This is a genomic window from Hallerella succinigenes, from assembly GCF_002797675.1.
GTDB classification, from domain to species: Bacteria; Fibrobacterota; Fibrobacteria; order Fibrobacterales; family Fibrobacteraceae; genus Hallerella; species Hallerella succinigenes.
Genome location: NZ_PGEX01000001.1, coordinates 193,833 through 207,901, shown reverse-complemented (window position 1 = coordinate 207,901; position 14,069 = coordinate 193,833). Strand labels below are relative to the sequence as shown.

The following is a 14,069-nucleotide window of genomic DNA, read 5'->3' as shown; positions in this document are numbered from 1 at the left end:
GCATTTTAGGAGCTTGGCCTTGGGAGCTTTAATATTCGCTGTGGCTGGATTTGCCGATGTCGATTCCGACATTCGCGATTTGCAGTTGCAGAAAGAAACTCTCCAAGGTGAAATCCAAAAATTAAATGCCCAGATTTCTGCGACAGATTCCATGCTCAAAGCCGACGACAAACGATTTAAGACTTTGCAGGAACGTTTCTTGGCAGATTCGGAACGCCGTAAAGCGGAAATCGATTCGCTGAATTCCAAAATCAAGAACGTGGCTTCTCAATTGCAGGAGGAGCGTTCCAAGCAGGCGCGGGCCAAGAACCGTAGCGAAAACGTCAAGGCAAAACGAAAAGCGCTTTCGCTTGCGCTCGTCGCCATCAGTAAACAGCTAGAAGCTCAAATCGAACAGACGATTCCTTGGGAACGTGAAGCCCGCCTCGACCGGGCCAAGGCTCTTTCTCGGGATCTGGAAAGCGGAAACGCATCTGCGGAAGAAGGCTTTTCTCGCTTAAAGGCTTTGATTGCGGAAGAAATCAAATTTGGCGATGAAGTTGCGATCATCCATTCTCCGCTAACGAGAAAGAATGGGGAACTGATCAATGCTCAGATTTTGCGCATTGGAAACCAGTGGATGGTTTACGGCGATGACAATGGAACCGTCTACGGGGCGCTTGTTCGAAAAATGGAAAACGGAAACATTTCGTATGAATGGAATGAGAACTTGAATTTGCAGGAACGTAGTGCGGTCAAGTTCGCTTTGGATGTGAAACAGGCAAAGAAGCCTCCTCAGATGGTGACGCTTCCGGTCAGCCTTTCGATTGTGGGGAGGAACTAAGATGTTGTTTTCTACGAGTCATACGGATTGCCACGTAATCCTTCTTGCGTTGCTCCTCCTTTCAACGAACGCCTTAGCGTGGCCGTGGTCTTCGGACAAGAAAAAGAATCTAGAAGAACAGGCGCGCATCCAGGATTCCTTAAAGCGCGAAGAACTGAAAAATTTACAGCGTGAAGTCGATGCGCTTACCCGTATCCGTTTGCAAAAAGCGGATTCGCTCGAAAAGCTCGAAGCGGAACATTGGAGAAAGCGTTATGCGGAATCGGAACTTTCCGAAGAACATCAAGTGGCAACGCGGGAACTCGACGGACGTTATTCCAAGCTTTCGACAGATCTCGGTCGTGTCAATGAAGAAGTTCTCGCGAGTAAAGAACTCACGTCCGATGCGGAAGAAAAGGCGCTTTCTGACGAGAATGCCTATGACGCACTTCGGATGCAGATAAAGCTTTCCATCGATAAGACGCTGGGTGACGTCACTGGAGATTACCCGCTTGGCATGAACGATCGCCTTCTCCGTTTGAAAGAAGCCGAAAATGCTGTAGAAGGCAAAAATCCGAATGCGCTTTCTGCAGCCCGGATCTTTTTAGGCGATCAGCTTTTACGTCATGAGATGACTTATTCCCAGTCGTTTGAAAATACCATTTCGCAGATCGGTTCTCGTCCCGATGTAAAAGTGAACCGCTTGAGACTCGGCACGGTCTTTTTAGGCGAAGTCGCCTTGGATAATCAAAATGTCCAGGCGCTGATTCGTTCAGGAGCGTTGCAGGGAAAAGTCTTTGAATGGAATTCGAACCTTCCTCAGGAAATGGCTTCCCAGATTCAGAAGGCGGTTTCGGAAGCGGGGAATTCTTCTGTCGAAGTCGCGGTTCCCATCGATGTGTTGCAGAATAAGGCGGTCAAAAATTCGATTACCGATACTCAGGAACTTTCGCTTGTCGAACAAGCCAAAGCCTTTTTTAAGAAAGGCGGCATCGTGATGTACCCGCTGATGTTGGTGGCCATTTTTGCGCTCCTTTTGAGCTTGGAACGCTTTATCGTTCTGACTCTGCGCGGGCGTATTCGCAAGCAGATGATGAATCGGTTTATCGTTTATCTTGAAAATTCGCAATTTGAAGAAGCGGCGGAACTTTGCCTGAAAGAAAATACGAGCTTGTCGATGGTCCTCTTCGCTGTCGTAAATAAGGCACGAGAAAATCGCGAGGCTGCCGAAAAGGCTTTGCAGGAAGCTTTGCTTCGGGAACAGCCAAAACTGGACCGTCGCATGGGACTGCTTGCGGCTATGGGGACCATTGCGCCTTTGCTCGGACTTTTGGGAACGGTGACTGGTATCATTACGCTTTTTAACGTGATTACGGAAGTCGGAACAAATGACGCGCGGGTTCTCGCCGGAGGTATTTCGGAAGCGCTCGTCACGACGGAAACAGGTTTGATTATTGCAATTCCAGTCATGATCTTGCATGGACTTCTCAGTGAAAAAATCGAAAAGGTCACGAGTGAAATGTATGTGCGAAGCACATCCCTTTTAAATCAACTGTTTGAAAAATGAAAAAATAGAGTTCCATCATGTACGTTTTCATAGAAGCTTTACAAAGTACGTTCCTCGCCGGCGGATCTGTGATGCTCCCGATCATTCTCACGGGTGTCATCGGCTTCTATTATCTGTATTCCACGTGGATGCGCATCGGTGGAGATGCTTTCCGCAAAGACGTTTACAAGGTTGTGGAAATGCTCCGCAACGATTTGAACACACGTGCGGAAGATCCGCTCCGTTTTGCAAGCAAGCATCTTGGGCTGCGGGGCGGAATCGTTTCGAGGGAACTGCGGCTCGCGTTGAATGTGGCAAAGGACACGCCTGAAAAATATCGCGAATATATGCAGGTCCGCATGATTAAAACAGTGCAGTATATGCGGCAGGGAACTCACATCATCTCGGTGATGGCTGCGGCTGCGCCTTTGCTCGGGCTTCTCGGAACGGTGACGGGAATGGTCTCGACATTTGAAGTCATTACCTTGTACGGCAACCAGAATCCGGTCCTTATGGCGGACGGGATTTCGGAAGCGTTGATTTCGACGCAAAGCGGTTTGCTCGTTGCGTTCCCGCTGACGCTCTTAAAACAGCGCTTGGACGAACGCATTGAATATTTAACGGAACAGCTTGAACTCGGCGCAACGATCATCGAAAACTACATGTCCTTGCAAGCGACGCCCAAAGCAACCTAGGAATTTTTATGAACTTTAATCTTCCCCGTAAAAAGCAAAAAGATATGGGCATCGATATGGGCCCTCTGATGGACATCGTGTTCATCTTGCTCATCTTCTTTGTCGTCACATCGAGCTTTACCCGCGAAACGGGCGTCGACGTCACCAAGCCGCAGGCACAAAGCGCAAGCCAGCTGGAAAAAGAAAACCTTCTCATCGCCATCACACGCGAAGGGACGATCCACATCAACGAACGTCAGGTGGATCTCGCCAGCCTGCAAGACATCTTAAAACAGTCCTTGGCCAAAACGCCGGATCGCGAAGCGGTGATTATCGCCGATAAAGGCTCCGAAACAGGCGTTCTCGTTCAGGTCATCGATGCGTGCAATTTAAGCGGCGTCAAAAAAGTTTCGATTGCTGCGCAGGCGGAATAAACCCTATGATCCGAAAGATTCTCAAAAGATTCTCGGTTTTGATCGTTGCGATTTTCAGTAGCTGTCTTTTGGTGTTTTCGGTGACGGTGGCGAATCTCTTTTTGCAGGGAAAGATTTTTAATGAGAGAAAATTTGTCAAGACCGAAGTCGCCGTGAAAAAAGTGGAAGAGGTCCAAAAGAAACAGGAACAGAAGAAGCCCGCCCGTAAACCGAATCGTCAAAAATTGAATTCCCGCTCGCCTAAAGCAGGACCGCGGATGGCGATGAATTTGGGCGTGGCCGGTCAAAGTGGGGGAGCGGCAATTAGCGATGAATTGGTCGCCGATTTTAGAGGCGGAGCTTTGGCAAATGAAAACGGCGACGTGGATAAAAAGCCTTTCAGCCGAGCGATGCCTCAGTTTCAGGTCCCTCCGCAAATTCGCGACCGCGAAATCGATGCGATGCTTCGTTTAAGTTTTTGCGTGGATGCAAGCGGACACGTTTATGATATCCGTGTAGTCGAAGAATCGCCTGCGGGATCGGGGCTTGCCGATGCGGGCAGAGAGGCTTTGAAACGGATGAGTTTTGAACCTGCAGAAAAAAATGGGAAAGCGGTCCCGTTCTGCGGAATGGAACAACCGTTTGAGGTCAAGTTCCGTGATTAAACGTTTTCTGACATTGCGAGCATTCTTTGCCATCGCCTTCTTCACCGCCTTTGCCTTCTCCGCGCAATCCGCCGCCGATCTCATGGACCGCGCGAACGCTCTTTACCGCGGGGGCAAATTCAAAAATGCGATCATCCTTTACCGTAAGGCCGCTGACCGTGGCGCCGATCCCGTCGCCGTCAGTTTCAACATCGCGAACAGCTACTATCAAACTGAAAAGTTTCCCGAAGCCGCTGCGAATTATCGCAAGGCCGTAGACTATTCAAACGGGACGTTCTCTCCGGCTCTCTTCAACATGGCGTCCGTTTACTTCCGCTTAAAGCAGTACCCGGAATGCATTGCCGCGTACCATCGCGCGCTCAAGCTTGAACCGGATAATGTTTCGGGGTGGCTCTATCTTGGAGAAGCTTACAGCAAAACAGGCGACAAAATCGGAGCGCTCAAGGCTATCGAAAAAGCCTACGCCTTAGACAAGTCCGACATCAGTTTCGTGTACCAGCTTTCCGAAGCGAACATCGCTGTGGGCGATTTTGAACGCGCTATTTCCGTGATTCGCGAAGGGTACAGCTCCCATCCCGAAGAAATCGATTTTTTGGTGTATTTGGGAGACGTTTACCGACTGCAAAAGGATTACGAGCAGAGCGCCGGAAGTTACCGCGAAGCTCTGAATATTCGCCCGGATGACGTGAATACGATGTACAAGCTTGCCGACGTCCTGGTTGAAGATAAAAAGCAATTCGTTGCGATGGATGTTCTGGCGAACATTCTCCAGATCCAGCCAAATTTTACCGATGCGGCAATCTTCCTTGGTAACGTTGCTTACGATACCCGCTTCTTTGAACGTGCGGAAACCGCTTACGAGCAGGCCGCAAAAAACGGTAGCCCAGAAGCCGTTTTCGGCTTCAAGAACCTCGCTTACGAAGCTCGTCTGCAAAAGCGTTCAGACGAGGCTTTGCGCCTCTTAAAGCTCGCGCAAAAATATTATCCGGCAGACGCCACGCTCGAAGCGGAAATTCTCGATATCGAAAATCCGGATCGTTGATTCCAATTTGAAATGAAGAAATAAGACAGTCTTTCGTTTTGCGCTTTAAGCCTTGGAACTTTCAGGAATCGATGTATAAAGCAAAAGGTCCGATTCTTTTCAGAACCGGACCTTTATGCGGTCGGACAGACTTGAACTGTCAAGCGATTGCTCGCACTAGCACCTCAAGCTAGCGTGTCTACCAAATTCCACCACGACCGCGTTAGAATTGGTTACGTGCGGTAATATAGAATAAAATCTGGATTTTGTCAAAAGGAATCGTGCAAAAAATGAAAAATCTTTAACTTTTTAGATCCCCAAAATCCAAACTTAGACGTTCGTTTTGTATTGTCGAACTTCCAAAAGTTTTGAAGGAAAAAAACATCGCTGCGGGAATCTTTGACATCGAAAATCCGGAAGATCCAATCTTTAGATGGAAAAAGATACCTGCATTGCCGCGAGGCATCGGACAGTCTTTTTTTTGCGTTTAGAACTTGGAACTTTTGGGAGTGCTGTATAAAGCAAAAGGTCCGATTCTTTTCAGAACCGGACCTTTATGCGGTCGGACAGACTTGAACTGTCAAGCGATTGCTCGCACTAGCACCTCAAGCTAGCGTGTCTACCAAATTCCACCACGACCGCGTCAGAACTTGTTCAAACGCTTAGGTTACTGTGCGGCTGGAGCCGGTGCTGCCGGAACGGCTGCCGGTTCTGCTGCGGGAATCGTTGCAGCCGGAAGCTGCGGAACTTCTTGCGAAGTAGCGGTCTGTTCGGCAGACTGCTTCAAGGCAGAAGTGGACTTTGCCGAACGATCCTGCTGGATAGTCATATAACCCAGAGCGAAGACGAGCACCAAATAAACGATGCCGACAATCCGCGTAAGCTTCTGAACGAAAGTAGCAGCTCCTGCTGTCGAGAAGGCAGACTGGGAAGTCATTCCGCCGAGACCTGCGAGACCGCCCATCTTGTCATTCTGAAGGAGAATCAGCATGACGAGGAAGAGGCAAAGGAAGACGTGGATTACGATTCCGACCCAAAAAAGTGTAGACATGTTCTGATTTACCTTGCGCTTAAATTACTTAGCTTCTGCTGCGTCGATGATAGCCTTGAAAGTGTCAGCCTTGAGGCCAGCACCGCCAATGAGACCGCCGTCGATGTCCTTCTGAGCGAGGAGGCCCGGAGCGTTTGCACCCTTCATGGAGCCACCGTACTGAATGCGCATGCCTTCAGCAACAGCTTCGCCGTAGATTTCCTTCACGACGGAACGTGCGTAAGCCTGCGTGTCCTGAGCCTGTTCGTCGGTAGCGGTCACGCCAGTGCCGATAGCCCAAACCGGTTCGTATGCGAGAACGCACTTTGCAGCGTCTTCAGCGGAAACGTCCTTGAATGCGCCCTTGATCTGCAGACCGAGGATTTCCTTCAAGATGCCGCCGTTGCGCTGCTCGAGAGTTTCGCCAATGCAGATAATCGGCTTGAGGCCCGCTTCGAGGGTCTTCTTGACCTTGAGGTTCACGGTTTCTTCCGTTTCATGGAAGTACTGACGCTGTTCGGAGTGACCGATGATCACATATTCTGCTCCGATTTCCTTGACCATGTCGATGGAAACCTTACCGGTGTATGCGCCCTGGTCCTTCCAGTGGATGTCCTGGATAGCGAGCTTCACGTTGGTGCCCTTGACGACATCTGCAACTTTTGCAGCGGCGAGGTAGGTCGGAGCAATGACGACTTCAGTCTTCTTCACGTCCTTGACGGCTTCCACGATATCCTTAGCGAGCTGAACGCTTTCGCTAACGGTCTTGTTCATCTTCCAGTTACCAGCAATAATATACTGACGCATTATGTTAACTCCTTCAATAGGGTTATGTTTTGAAATTCGAAGTCAAATGTAGAAAAAAAGCGCTGTCTTGGAACAACGCTTTTTCAAAAGGTCTAGAATTTGGGATTAATAGACGTTTTCGAGGCTCTTCTTCGGAGGCTGAGAACCACCGTAGCGGTCTCCTTCAATTTTTTCGAGCACGAGTTCGTGTTCATAGCCCTTCAAACGGACAATTTCCGGCTCCTTCCACTTGAGGCGCGTGATCAGGTTGCCGTCTGTCGTGAGGTATTCCCACACATAGCCGTCTTGCATTTCGCGGTCAGGAGGTCCCCAAAGAAGGTTCACCATTTCCTGGGTCATGCCTTCTTCGATGTAGCCCTGGAGGAAGATATCCTTCAGGCGCTTTTCAATGCCCATGCTTTCCTTCGTCGCGAAGTATTCGCGTTCGTACTGTTCCACGCCGCGTTCGACGAGGACCGGGGAAGAATGGCGGCTATTGCACGCGGAAAGGCTGAGAGCCGCAAGTCCGAGTACGATCAACTTATTCCACTTCATAATCGCTCCTAAAAATGCGTTTTAACCTTTTGTAAGATAAAAAAATTTTCTTTTGACCGATAGTAAATTTTTACTGCACTTCGGAATCCGGGGCTTTCATGCTTTCTAGGAGCTTTTCGATTTCCTGGACGGCATCTTCGGCATAGCGATTGACGAGTTTGGAAGCGGATTTTGCGATTTCACGCGGTTCGGAACCTTCCAACGGTTCCTTTTCGTCATAGACTTTTTTCCAGAGGGTCGAATCCTTTTTTACATCGCGGAAGGCGAGTTCGATCGCGACGCGGGCGTAGCGGTCGGTCGAATCGTTGTCAACTTCTTCGATCGCCATCAGGAATCCGGTGAATTCCATGTCCGGCATTTCCGTGGCGCGCTGTTCTACCTTTTCAAAGAGTCCACTCTTTTGCAGGTCTTCGGTGAATACGTTCGCAATCTGATGAGCCGGGGAAGTCGCCCACAGGTCGTGGTTGTATGCCATAAAGTCATACGGGGATTCGCGGTAGACGATGTTCGAAGAATTGTACGCCGGATCGACGGTGAATTTTTTCACGACGACCTTGTACGGATAGCTTTTGGAAGCCTTGACGGAAAAGTCCGAAGCGAGCGTGTAATACCGCGTGAGCGTCGCCGAACTGGAACAGGCGGAAAGGAGAAACATCGAGAGGGCGAGGGCAGAAGTCAGCAAAGATTTTTTCATGGGAATTACCTCGGGTTAGCGACCGGCTGGGGCTTCGGAACGGATGAGCGCAGACGGATTCTGCTTGATCTTTTGCGAGAAGTCGTTCAGGTTCGAAAGGACCGCGTTCAGCTGATCCAAGACTTCGGACAGGCGACCCTGATTGTTATACAGGGCGAGGTCCGCTCTTTGGGAAAGATGGTTCACGGATTCCAGAGCGGAAACCAGGTTATCGTTTAGGGACTTCGTGTCGATGACGTCGAGCTTTTCCTGGAGAAGCACAAGGTTCGTTTCGAGCTTCTTCGCGATCTGCGCCTGTTCCACGTCGTCGAGCGTCTTGTGCAGGGAGGTTGCTGCCGCTTCGATTTCCTGCATCGGTTTTTGAGCGTTGCGGCTCAATTTGCTTGTGTTTTCGCTCGTCTTTTCCAAGTTCTTGAGTGTGTTCGAAATCGCCTGGGCGTTTTCATCGGAAAGGATTTTGTTCAGCTGTTCAAAGATCCTTTCGATGCGTTCCACCGAGTTGCCTGCTTTGCCAAGAACTTGGGTAATCGCATTCGGAGCGGCAGGAACGTAACCGCCTTCGGGAATGTCCTGTTCGCCGACCCGTCCGCCCGAAAGAACAAGATCCTTTTGGCCGGTAAGCGAAATGCCGTGCGTCATCTGGGCGCGGGTGCCGGTCTTGATCGGCGTGTCTTCGCGGACGTTAAAGCGGACGACGACATTGTCGAGGTTCGTGCTGTCGATATAGATGTCGGTGACGTTACCGACTTCGATACCGTTCAGCTTCACCTTCGCATCGATCGAAAGGCCGATGACCGATTCCGAAAAGATCGTGTAGTAATCGGTCTTGTGCTTGGACAGCTGCTGCTGGGCGATAAAGACCGTAAAGCCGATTGCCAGTCCCAAGCAGATCAGTAGAAAAATGCCGAGTCGGATGCGTTCTGTTCTTGTGGTATCCATAAAAACCTTTTAATTCTCAAACTCAAAATGGATGAATCGTTTGTTCACTACAGGATTGTCGTGCTCGCGGGCAAAGAACTTGTGAATGACTGGAATGTCGGAGTGGAGACCTTCATCCAAGGTTCCATCCATCAAAATGTTTCCGTTCTGCAGGTAGATGAACTTGTCCGTAATCGTCTTGATACTTTCCAGTTCATGCGATACGATGATGACGGAAACGCCGAGCGTATCGCGGAGTTCTAGCAGCAGTTCGTCGAGCGAACGGGACGTGACCGGGTCAAGACCTGCGGAAGGTTCGTCGCAAAAGAGAAGCTCCGGTTCAAAGGCGATGGCGCGGGCAAGAGCCGCACGCTTGCGCATACCGCCCGAAAGTTCCGAGGGGAACTTGTAAAAGGCGTTCAGCAGGTGAACCTTTTCTAAACGGTCGGCGACGATTTCGTTCAGAGTCGTCTGAGCGAGCTTCGGATAGCTGCGGCGCAGCGGAAGGGCGACGTTTTCGGCGACGGTCAGGTTCGTGAGCAATGCGCCACCTTGGAAAAGGACGCCCATGCGACGGCGCAGTCTGTCGGGAATCGGCTCCTTGGTCTGGATTTCTTCGCCAAAGAAGGAAAGCGTTCCCGAAATCGCATGCTCGAGCTTTAGAATATTGTTCAGAAGAGTGGACTTGCCGCATCCCGAAGCACCGAGAATCATTCGGATCTCACGAGGCTGCACGGTAAAAGAGATATCCTCTAGGATAATCTTTTGACCGTAACCGGCACGGAGATGTTTGACGTCAAGTGCGGACATAGAACCTTTAATAGAAGATGAACGAGAAAATGGCGTCGGCGATGATGATGCCCGAAATGGACGTCACCACGCAAGAGGTGGTAGCTTTGCCGACAGCGTCTGCACCACCGCGTACATTCAAACCCTTTTGGGCTGCGACAAGGGCAATGATCCATCCGAAGACGAGAGACTTGACCATGCTCTTGAGGATCAACGTGACGGTGATTCCGTCTTTCAGCGAAAGGATATAGTTGTACGGGGAAATCTCACAGACGAGATCGGCGACGATCATACCGGCAAGGCATCCGAAGATTGAGGAACAGAACGAAAGAATAGGGACCGCAACGCTCAGCGCCTTAAAACGGGGGAGCACCAAAAACTGGATCGGGGGAATACCCATGGTCCGCAGCGCCTTGATTTCTTCTGCAACGGTCATGCTCGCAATTTCTGCGGTAATCGAGCTTCCCGAGCGCCCCGCCAGAATAATCGAACTCAGAAGGGGTCCGATTTCGGCGAACATCAAAAATCCGAGACCGCCGGCGAGGTAAGAACCGCCGCCCACCGCATTCAGCATAAACGAGCTTTGGAAGGCAAGCGAAAAGGCGATCAAAAAGACGAGTAGAAAAACGATACCGCAGGCGTTGCTGCCCAAACGGAACAGTTGGAGCGAGGTGCCGTGAAACGGAATGTGGTTTTTATCGAAAACTCGGAAGAATGTCCAGTAGATGCATTCGCTTAAGAGGTAAGCAAAATTTTTAAAACCGTCCAAAATGTAGAACCCACGCTCGCCGAGCTTTTCGATAAAGCTCATCTTTTGGCTGTCGTCTTTTGGGGGAACGATATTGACCGTGAGTTTCGAAAGTTTTTCGCGAATCGGGGCGGCAAAGCCTTTGAGTACACAGCGCCGGTTCAAATTTTCAGCGGCGGTGGCGATGTCGGCAAGGAAGGTTTCCCCGAAAAAATCCAGGGATTCGACAGCCGAACCGTCCAAACGAAGGTCGCCATGGCGTAAAATGCGATGGCAACGCTTTTGGAGGGTTGCGAGATCCTTCGGAGAAATATCCCTCGGGAGTGAAACTGTCGTAAAATTATCCATTGTGCTGCAATTTAGAAAAGAAAAGCAGACTTCTTGACGGAATTCGTTTGTAATGCGATAGAAACGGATAGATTGCGGATGAATTGATTTAAAAAAGCGCAAAATATTTTTACTTTTGAACTGATGAATTTATCCCGTTTGTGCAAAAGAGTCGGACTTGGTGCACTGTTGCTTGGCAGTAGCGTGTTTGCAGACATTTTTGACATGAACGGTCTTTACCGCTTGCAGTACGGTCCGAACCTTTCTTACAACATTTCGGCGAATACGCCTTTTGTCTGGGGCCAGTGGCTGAACCAGGCGACGGGAACGATCTCGTTCAACTGGATTGAACCGCTTTACGAGTTGCCGTATGGGAATGTCTTGGATGAGGATGCGGCTTTTTTACGCGTCTCCGCGGAAATAGAGCTTTCTCCGTTCTACGGAGGGTTCCGCGTCGGTTTGGGCGGTCGTCCGTTTGCGATGAATCCGCAGATTGAAGCACGATTCCTGTACGAGCATTACACGTACTTCAATTCGAATGTGGAAATAACTTTGGCTAGCAGTGCGGAAAACGGTAACATTGCGGATTCTTGGAATGCGGACTGGATTACGGACCGTGTCTATTCCGATGAAGCGACCGTCGATTTTATGCAGAATTTTGCATTCTACTTCGACCTTGAATATGCGTTTGGCGAGGATGCCATTCTCGGTATCGGCACGCATTTCACCTTGGTCGATATCAGCACGCCGTTTGAAGGAAAAAGTTACGATTACCGCCGTAACATTCCGGTCTTTAGCCGGGATTATATCATTGATTTAATCGCTTACACCTATATTCCGCTGACGAAAAATTGGGCGGTTGCCGGTTATTTGAACCAGTACAACACGGGAAATTCCCGCTCTTCGAGAAATACGTATCTCAAGGAACCTCTCAGCTACACGATTTCTTTGTTAGGACCTTCGCTGCGTTGGGGGGATAACAAGGAAAGCAAGCTGACTCTTCTCGGCGGTTTCTGGCTGCGTGAAAAGAAACGCTTTTACAGCGGAGATCTTTCGCAGCAATTCCTAGTGCATTTGCAATTTCAGCGGAACTTCAACTTCGCTATCCAGCCGGTTCCAAAACACTGATTCCGTTTTGTATATTTTTTGCAGATGGGGAGTTTTAGGCTCTTCTATTTTCGGAAAGGGCTTCGCTTCTGCCGGCTTGTAAATGCGGAACGCTGTCCTTGTCCAGAGGCTTCCGGTGTAATCATTGCCTTCAAAATCGATGATGGTTGGAACAGTGATAGCGCTGTACTTCTTCCAGGAGTGGATGTGGAGCTTGCGAGTTTCACCACGGGGGCCGTTCATCTGTAAAGAATCCGGCTGAGATCCGAGGCCTTTGACAATGGAGTACCATGCTTGGGAATAGGCGGTGTACAGGACTGCGGAATCGTTGTGCAGACTGTCGTAGCAGAGGTAATTTCCGCGGGCGAGCAGTTCAAAGTCGTCCCATTTGAGAGGACTTTCGCCGATGTATTCCTGGAGATGGTGCATGGCCATTTGACGGCGCACATTTTCTTTTTTGAATTCGAGATAGCGGAAGTCCGGGGTGGAAATATAGCGGTAAGATTCCTTGCCGGAGAGCGTGATGTCGAATGTGTCCGCCTCATTTGGATGGTGACGCCAAATGATGTCCGTGTGGACGCGGGAAAATTCGCGGTTCACAAAACGTCCTTCCAAGGAAATCACGGCAGAAGTTCCGATAAAATCCTGCGGACACACGTCTGCTAAGGCAAAAACGCTGAAAAGATTTACAAAGAAAAAAGAAACGCGGATGCTCTCATGACATCTGCAAAGATAGTTTTTTGAAATTCAACGATTGAATCAAGGCCCGAAATGCTTATAGAAAAAGTCCTTTTCCCATTCGCGAGGCGGTCGGAATATGGCGAAACCGAAGCCAGGTTGGATTGGAAAAAGGGCTTTTATCAACGGAGCTCTAATTAAGCTTCTTCTGCCGTGGTCTCCTCGGTCACATCGTCGCCAATAGCAAGGCCGTCTTCCTCGGCGATGTCGAACATCTTCACGTCCTTCATCTTTTCGCGGATCTTGGCGTCGATTTCGGCACAAATTTCCGGATTGCTCTTGAGGAAGAGGCGGGTGCTTTCGCGGCCCTGACCGATGCGTTCGCCGTTATAAGAGAACCAGGAACCGCTCTTTTCGACGACGTCCAGTTCCACGCCGAGGTCAAGGATGCTCGCTTCGCGAGAAATGCCCTGGCCGTAGAGGATGTCGAATTCGCACTGGGTAAACGGTGCGGCGACTTTGTTCTTCACAATCTTGACACGGGTACGGTTACCGATGACGTCTTCGCCGCTCTTGATCTGGGCGATACGACGAATGTCGATACGCTGGGAAGCATAGAACTTCAAAGCGTTGCCGCCGGTAGTCGTTTCCGGGTTGCCGAACATCACGCCGATCTTCATACGGAGCTGGTTGATGAAGATCATGCAGGTGTTGGACTTGGAGAGAATGCCTGTCAGCTTACGGAGAGCCTGGGACATCAAACGGGCCTGGAGTCCGACGTGGTTATCGCCCATTTCGCCGTTGATTTCTGCCTGCGGAACGAGGGCTGCGACGGAGTCGATGACGATGAGGTCGATGGCACCGGAGCGGACGAGGGTTTCGGCGATGTCAAGAGCCTGTTCGCCGGTATCCGGCTGGGAAACGAGAAGCTGATCGATGTTGATGCCCAAGTGGCGGGCGTAGACCGGGTCAAAGGCGTGTTCTGCGTCGATGAAAGCAGCAACGCCGCCCTGCTTTTGGGCTTCTGCGATGGCGTGGAGCGAAAGAGTTGTCTTACCCGAAGATTCCGGTCCATAAATTTCGATGATACGGCCACGCGGGAAACCTCCCACGCCGAGAGCCATATCCAGCTGGATGCAGCCCGACGGGATCACCGGAATATTCTGTTCCGGCTGGCCGCCCAACGTCATGATGGAACCCTTACCGAAGTTCTTTTCGATCTGGGCGATGGCGGCTTCGACGGCCTTGGCCTTTTCGCCAGAAAGCGGGGTATTGAGGGTTGCAGCTGCAGATTTCTTTGCCATGTTTTTATTCTC

General features: G+C 50.3%; 16 protein-coding genes and 2 tRNA genes. 7 read left to right on the top strand and 11 right to left on the bottom strand.

The features are described 5' to 3' along the window. The first annotated feature begins 19 nt into the window (after window positions 1-19). From BGX16_RS00890 to BGX16_RS00865, 6 genes are read left to right on the top strand one after another with little or no spacing between them, the layout of a single operon-like run. Window positions 20-823 carry a DUF3450 family protein gene (locus BGX16_RS00890; protein WP_241899383.1) on the top strand — a complete coding sequence of 268 codons (804 nt, stop codon included), beginning with the start codon at window positions 20-22 and terminating at the stop codon, window positions 821-823. A 1-nt stretch (window position 824) separates the two neighbouring features. Continuing rightward, window positions 825-2,369, top strand: coding sequence for a MotA/TolQ/ExbB proton channel family protein (locus BGX16_RS00885; RefSeq protein ID WP_100424371.1), 1,545 nt, complete (start codon window positions 825-827; stop codon window positions 2,367-2,369). 17 nt (window positions 2,370-2,386) lie between these two features. Continuing rightward, window positions 2,387-3,043, top strand: a complete 657-nt coding sequence (locus tag BGX16_RS00880) for a MotA/TolQ/ExbB proton channel family protein (protein ID WP_100424370.1) — start codon at window positions 2,387-2,389, stop codon at window positions 3,041-3,043. 8 nt (window positions 3,044-3,051) lie between these two features. Beyond that, on the top strand, window positions 3,052-3,456 hold the full coding sequence (locus BGX16_RS00875) for an ExbD/TolR family protein (RefSeq protein WP_100424369.1): 405 nt from the start codon (window positions 3,052-3,054) through the stop codon (window positions 3,454-3,456). Between the two features lie 5 nt (window positions 3,457-3,461). Then, on the top strand, window positions 3,462-4,100 hold the full coding sequence (locus tag BGX16_RS00870) for a TonB family protein (protein ID WP_100424368.1): 639 nt from the start codon (window positions 3,462-3,464) through the stop codon (window positions 4,098-4,100). Beyond that, window positions 4,039-5,142, top strand: a complete 1,104-nt coding sequence (locus BGX16_RS00865; RefSeq protein ID WP_100424367.1) for a tetratricopeptide repeat protein — start codon at window positions 4,039-4,041, stop codon at window positions 5,140-5,142. The genes BGX16_RS00870 and BGX16_RS00865 overlap by 62 nt, the downstream gene beginning before the upstream one ends. A 116-nt stretch (window positions 5,143-5,258) precedes the next feature. Here the strand turns inward: BGX16_RS00865 and BGX16_RS00860 are convergent. The 9 genes from BGX16_RS00860 to BGX16_RS00820 form a co-directional block, all read right to left on the bottom strand. Continuing rightward, window positions 5,259-5,343, bottom strand: a tRNA-Leu gene (locus BGX16_RS00860). Window positions 5,344-5,678: 335 nt separating this feature from the next. Continuing rightward, a tRNA-Leu gene (locus tag BGX16_RS00855) sits at window positions 5,679-5,763 on the bottom strand. A gap of 25 nt (window positions 5,764-5,788) precedes the next feature. Beyond that, window positions 5,789-6,172 (bottom strand): preprotein translocase subunit SecG, encoded by a 384-nt coding sequence (secG, locus tag BGX16_RS00850; protein ID WP_100424366.1) that lies wholly within the window; start codon window positions 6,170-6,172, stop codon window positions 5,789-5,791. A gap of 24 nt (window positions 6,173-6,196) precedes the next feature. After that, window positions 6,197-6,958 carry a triose-phosphate isomerase gene (gene tpiA, locus BGX16_RS00845; RefSeq protein WP_100424365.1) on the bottom strand — a complete coding sequence of 254 codons (762 nt, stop codon included), beginning with the start codon at window positions 6,956-6,958 and terminating at the stop codon, window positions 6,197-6,199. A gap of 105 nt (window positions 6,959-7,063) precedes the next feature. Next, the gene (locus tag BGX16_RS00840) at window positions 7,064-7,492 is read right to left on the bottom strand and encodes a hypothetical protein (RefSeq protein WP_100424364.1); all 429 of its coding nucleotides are present in this window, start codon (window positions 7,490-7,492) and stop codon (window positions 7,064-7,066) included. Between the two features lie 70 nt (window positions 7,493-7,562). Continuing rightward, window positions 7,563-8,186 (bottom strand): ABC-type transport auxiliary lipoprotein family protein, encoded by a 624-nt coding sequence (locus tag BGX16_RS00835; protein WP_100424363.1) that lies wholly within the window; start codon window positions 8,184-8,186, stop codon window positions 7,563-7,565. 15 nt (window positions 8,187-8,201) lie between these two features. Further along, window positions 8,202-9,125, bottom strand: coding sequence for an MlaD family protein (locus BGX16_RS00830; protein ID WP_100424362.1), 924 nt, complete (start codon window positions 9,123-9,125; stop codon window positions 8,202-8,204). A gap of 9 nt (window positions 9,126-9,134) precedes the next feature. Beyond that, window positions 9,135-9,914 (bottom strand): ABC transporter ATP-binding protein, encoded by a 780-nt coding sequence (locus BGX16_RS00825; protein ID WP_100424361.1) that lies wholly within the window; start codon window positions 9,912-9,914, stop codon window positions 9,135-9,137. Between the two features lie 7 nt (window positions 9,915-9,921). Further along, entirely contained in the window at window positions 9,922-10,989 is a 1,068-nt protein-coding gene (locus BGX16_RS00820) for an MlaE family ABC transporter permease (protein ID WP_146139527.1), read from the bottom strand. A gap of 123 nt (window positions 10,990-11,112) precedes the next feature. On the opposite strand from BGX16_RS00820, the gene BGX16_RS00815 reads away from it, so the two are divergent. After that, window positions 11,113-12,096 (top strand): hypothetical protein, encoded by a 984-nt coding sequence (locus BGX16_RS00815; protein ID WP_100424359.1) that lies wholly within the window; start codon window positions 11,113-11,115, stop codon window positions 12,094-12,096. Here BGX16_RS00815 and BGX16_RS00810 read toward each other — a convergent pair. Together BGX16_RS00810 and recA are read right to left on the bottom strand one after the other, a co-directional pair. Continuing rightward, complete coding sequence (locus BGX16_RS00810; protein ID WP_100424358.1) at window positions 12,034-12,732, bottom strand: hypothetical protein; 699 nt, start codon at window positions 12,730-12,732, stop codon at window positions 12,034-12,036. The two genes, BGX16_RS00815 and BGX16_RS00810, sit on opposite strands and share 63 nt — an antisense overlap. A gap of 218 nt (window positions 12,733-12,950) precedes the next feature. Then, window positions 12,951-14,057: a recombinase RecA gene (gene recA / locus BGX16_RS00805; RefSeq protein WP_100424357.1), complete on the bottom strand. Its 1,107-nt coding sequence runs from the start codon at window positions 14,055-14,057 to the stop codon at window positions 12,951-12,953. Between the last annotated feature and the right edge of the window lie 12 nt (window positions 14,058-14,069).

What these genes read in the sequence shown, in the direction of transcription:
- secG (WP_100424366.1), bottom strand. Translation starts at nt 6,172, where the DNA reads ATGTCTACACTTTTTTGGGTCGGAATCGTAATCCACGTCTTCCTTTGC.
- BGX16_RS00880 (WP_100424370.1), top strand. Translation starts at nt 2,387, where the DNA reads ATGTACGTTTTCATAGAAGCTTTACAAAGTACGTTCCTCGCCGGCGGA.
- BGX16_RS00885 (WP_100424371.1), top strand. Translation starts at nt 825, where the DNA reads ATGTTGTTTTCTACGAGTCATACGGATTGCCACGTAATCCTTCTTGCG.
- BGX16_RS00830 (WP_100424362.1), bottom strand. Translation starts at nt 9,125, where the DNA reads ATGGATACCACAAGAACAGAACGCATCCGACTCGGCATTTTTCTACTG.
- BGX16_RS00815 (WP_100424359.1), top strand. Translation starts at nt 11,113, where the DNA reads ATGAATTTATCCCGTTTGTGCAAAAGAGTCGGACTTGGTGCACTGTTG.
- BGX16_RS00875 (WP_100424369.1), top strand. Translation starts at nt 3,052, where the DNA reads ATGAACTTTAATCTTCCCCGTAAAAAGCAAAAAGATATGGGCATCGAT.
- BGX16_RS00820 (WP_146139527.1), bottom strand. Translation starts at nt 10,989, where the DNA reads ATGGATAATTTTACGACAGTTTCACTCCCGAGGGATATTTCTCCGAAG.
- BGX16_RS00865 (WP_100424367.1), top strand. Translation starts at nt 4,039, where the DNA reads ATGGGAAAGCGGTCCCGTTCTGCGGAATGGAACAACCGTTTGAGGTCA.
- BGX16_RS00840 (WP_100424364.1), bottom strand. Translation starts at nt 7,492, where the DNA reads ATGAAGTGGAATAAGTTGATCGTACTCGGACTTGCGGCTCTCAGCCTT.
- BGX16_RS00825 (WP_100424361.1), bottom strand. Translation starts at nt 9,914, where the DNA reads ATGTCCGCACTTGACGTCAAACATCTCCGTGCCGGTTACGGTCAAAAG.
- BGX16_RS00835 (WP_100424363.1), bottom strand. Translation starts at nt 8,186, where the DNA reads ATGAAAAAATCTTTGCTGACTTCTGCCCTCGCCCTCTCGATGTTTCTC.
- tpiA (WP_100424365.1), bottom strand. Translation starts at nt 6,958, where the DNA reads ATGCGTCAGTATATTATTGCTGGTAACTGGAAGATGAACAAGACCGTT.
- BGX16_RS00870 (WP_100424368.1), top strand. Translation starts at nt 3,462, where the DNA reads ATGATCCGAAAGATTCTCAAAAGATTCTCGGTTTTGATCGTTGCGATT.
- recA (WP_100424357.1), bottom strand. Translation starts at nt 14,057, where the DNA reads ATGGCAAAGAAATCTGCAGCTGCAACCCTCAATACCCCGCTTTCTGGC.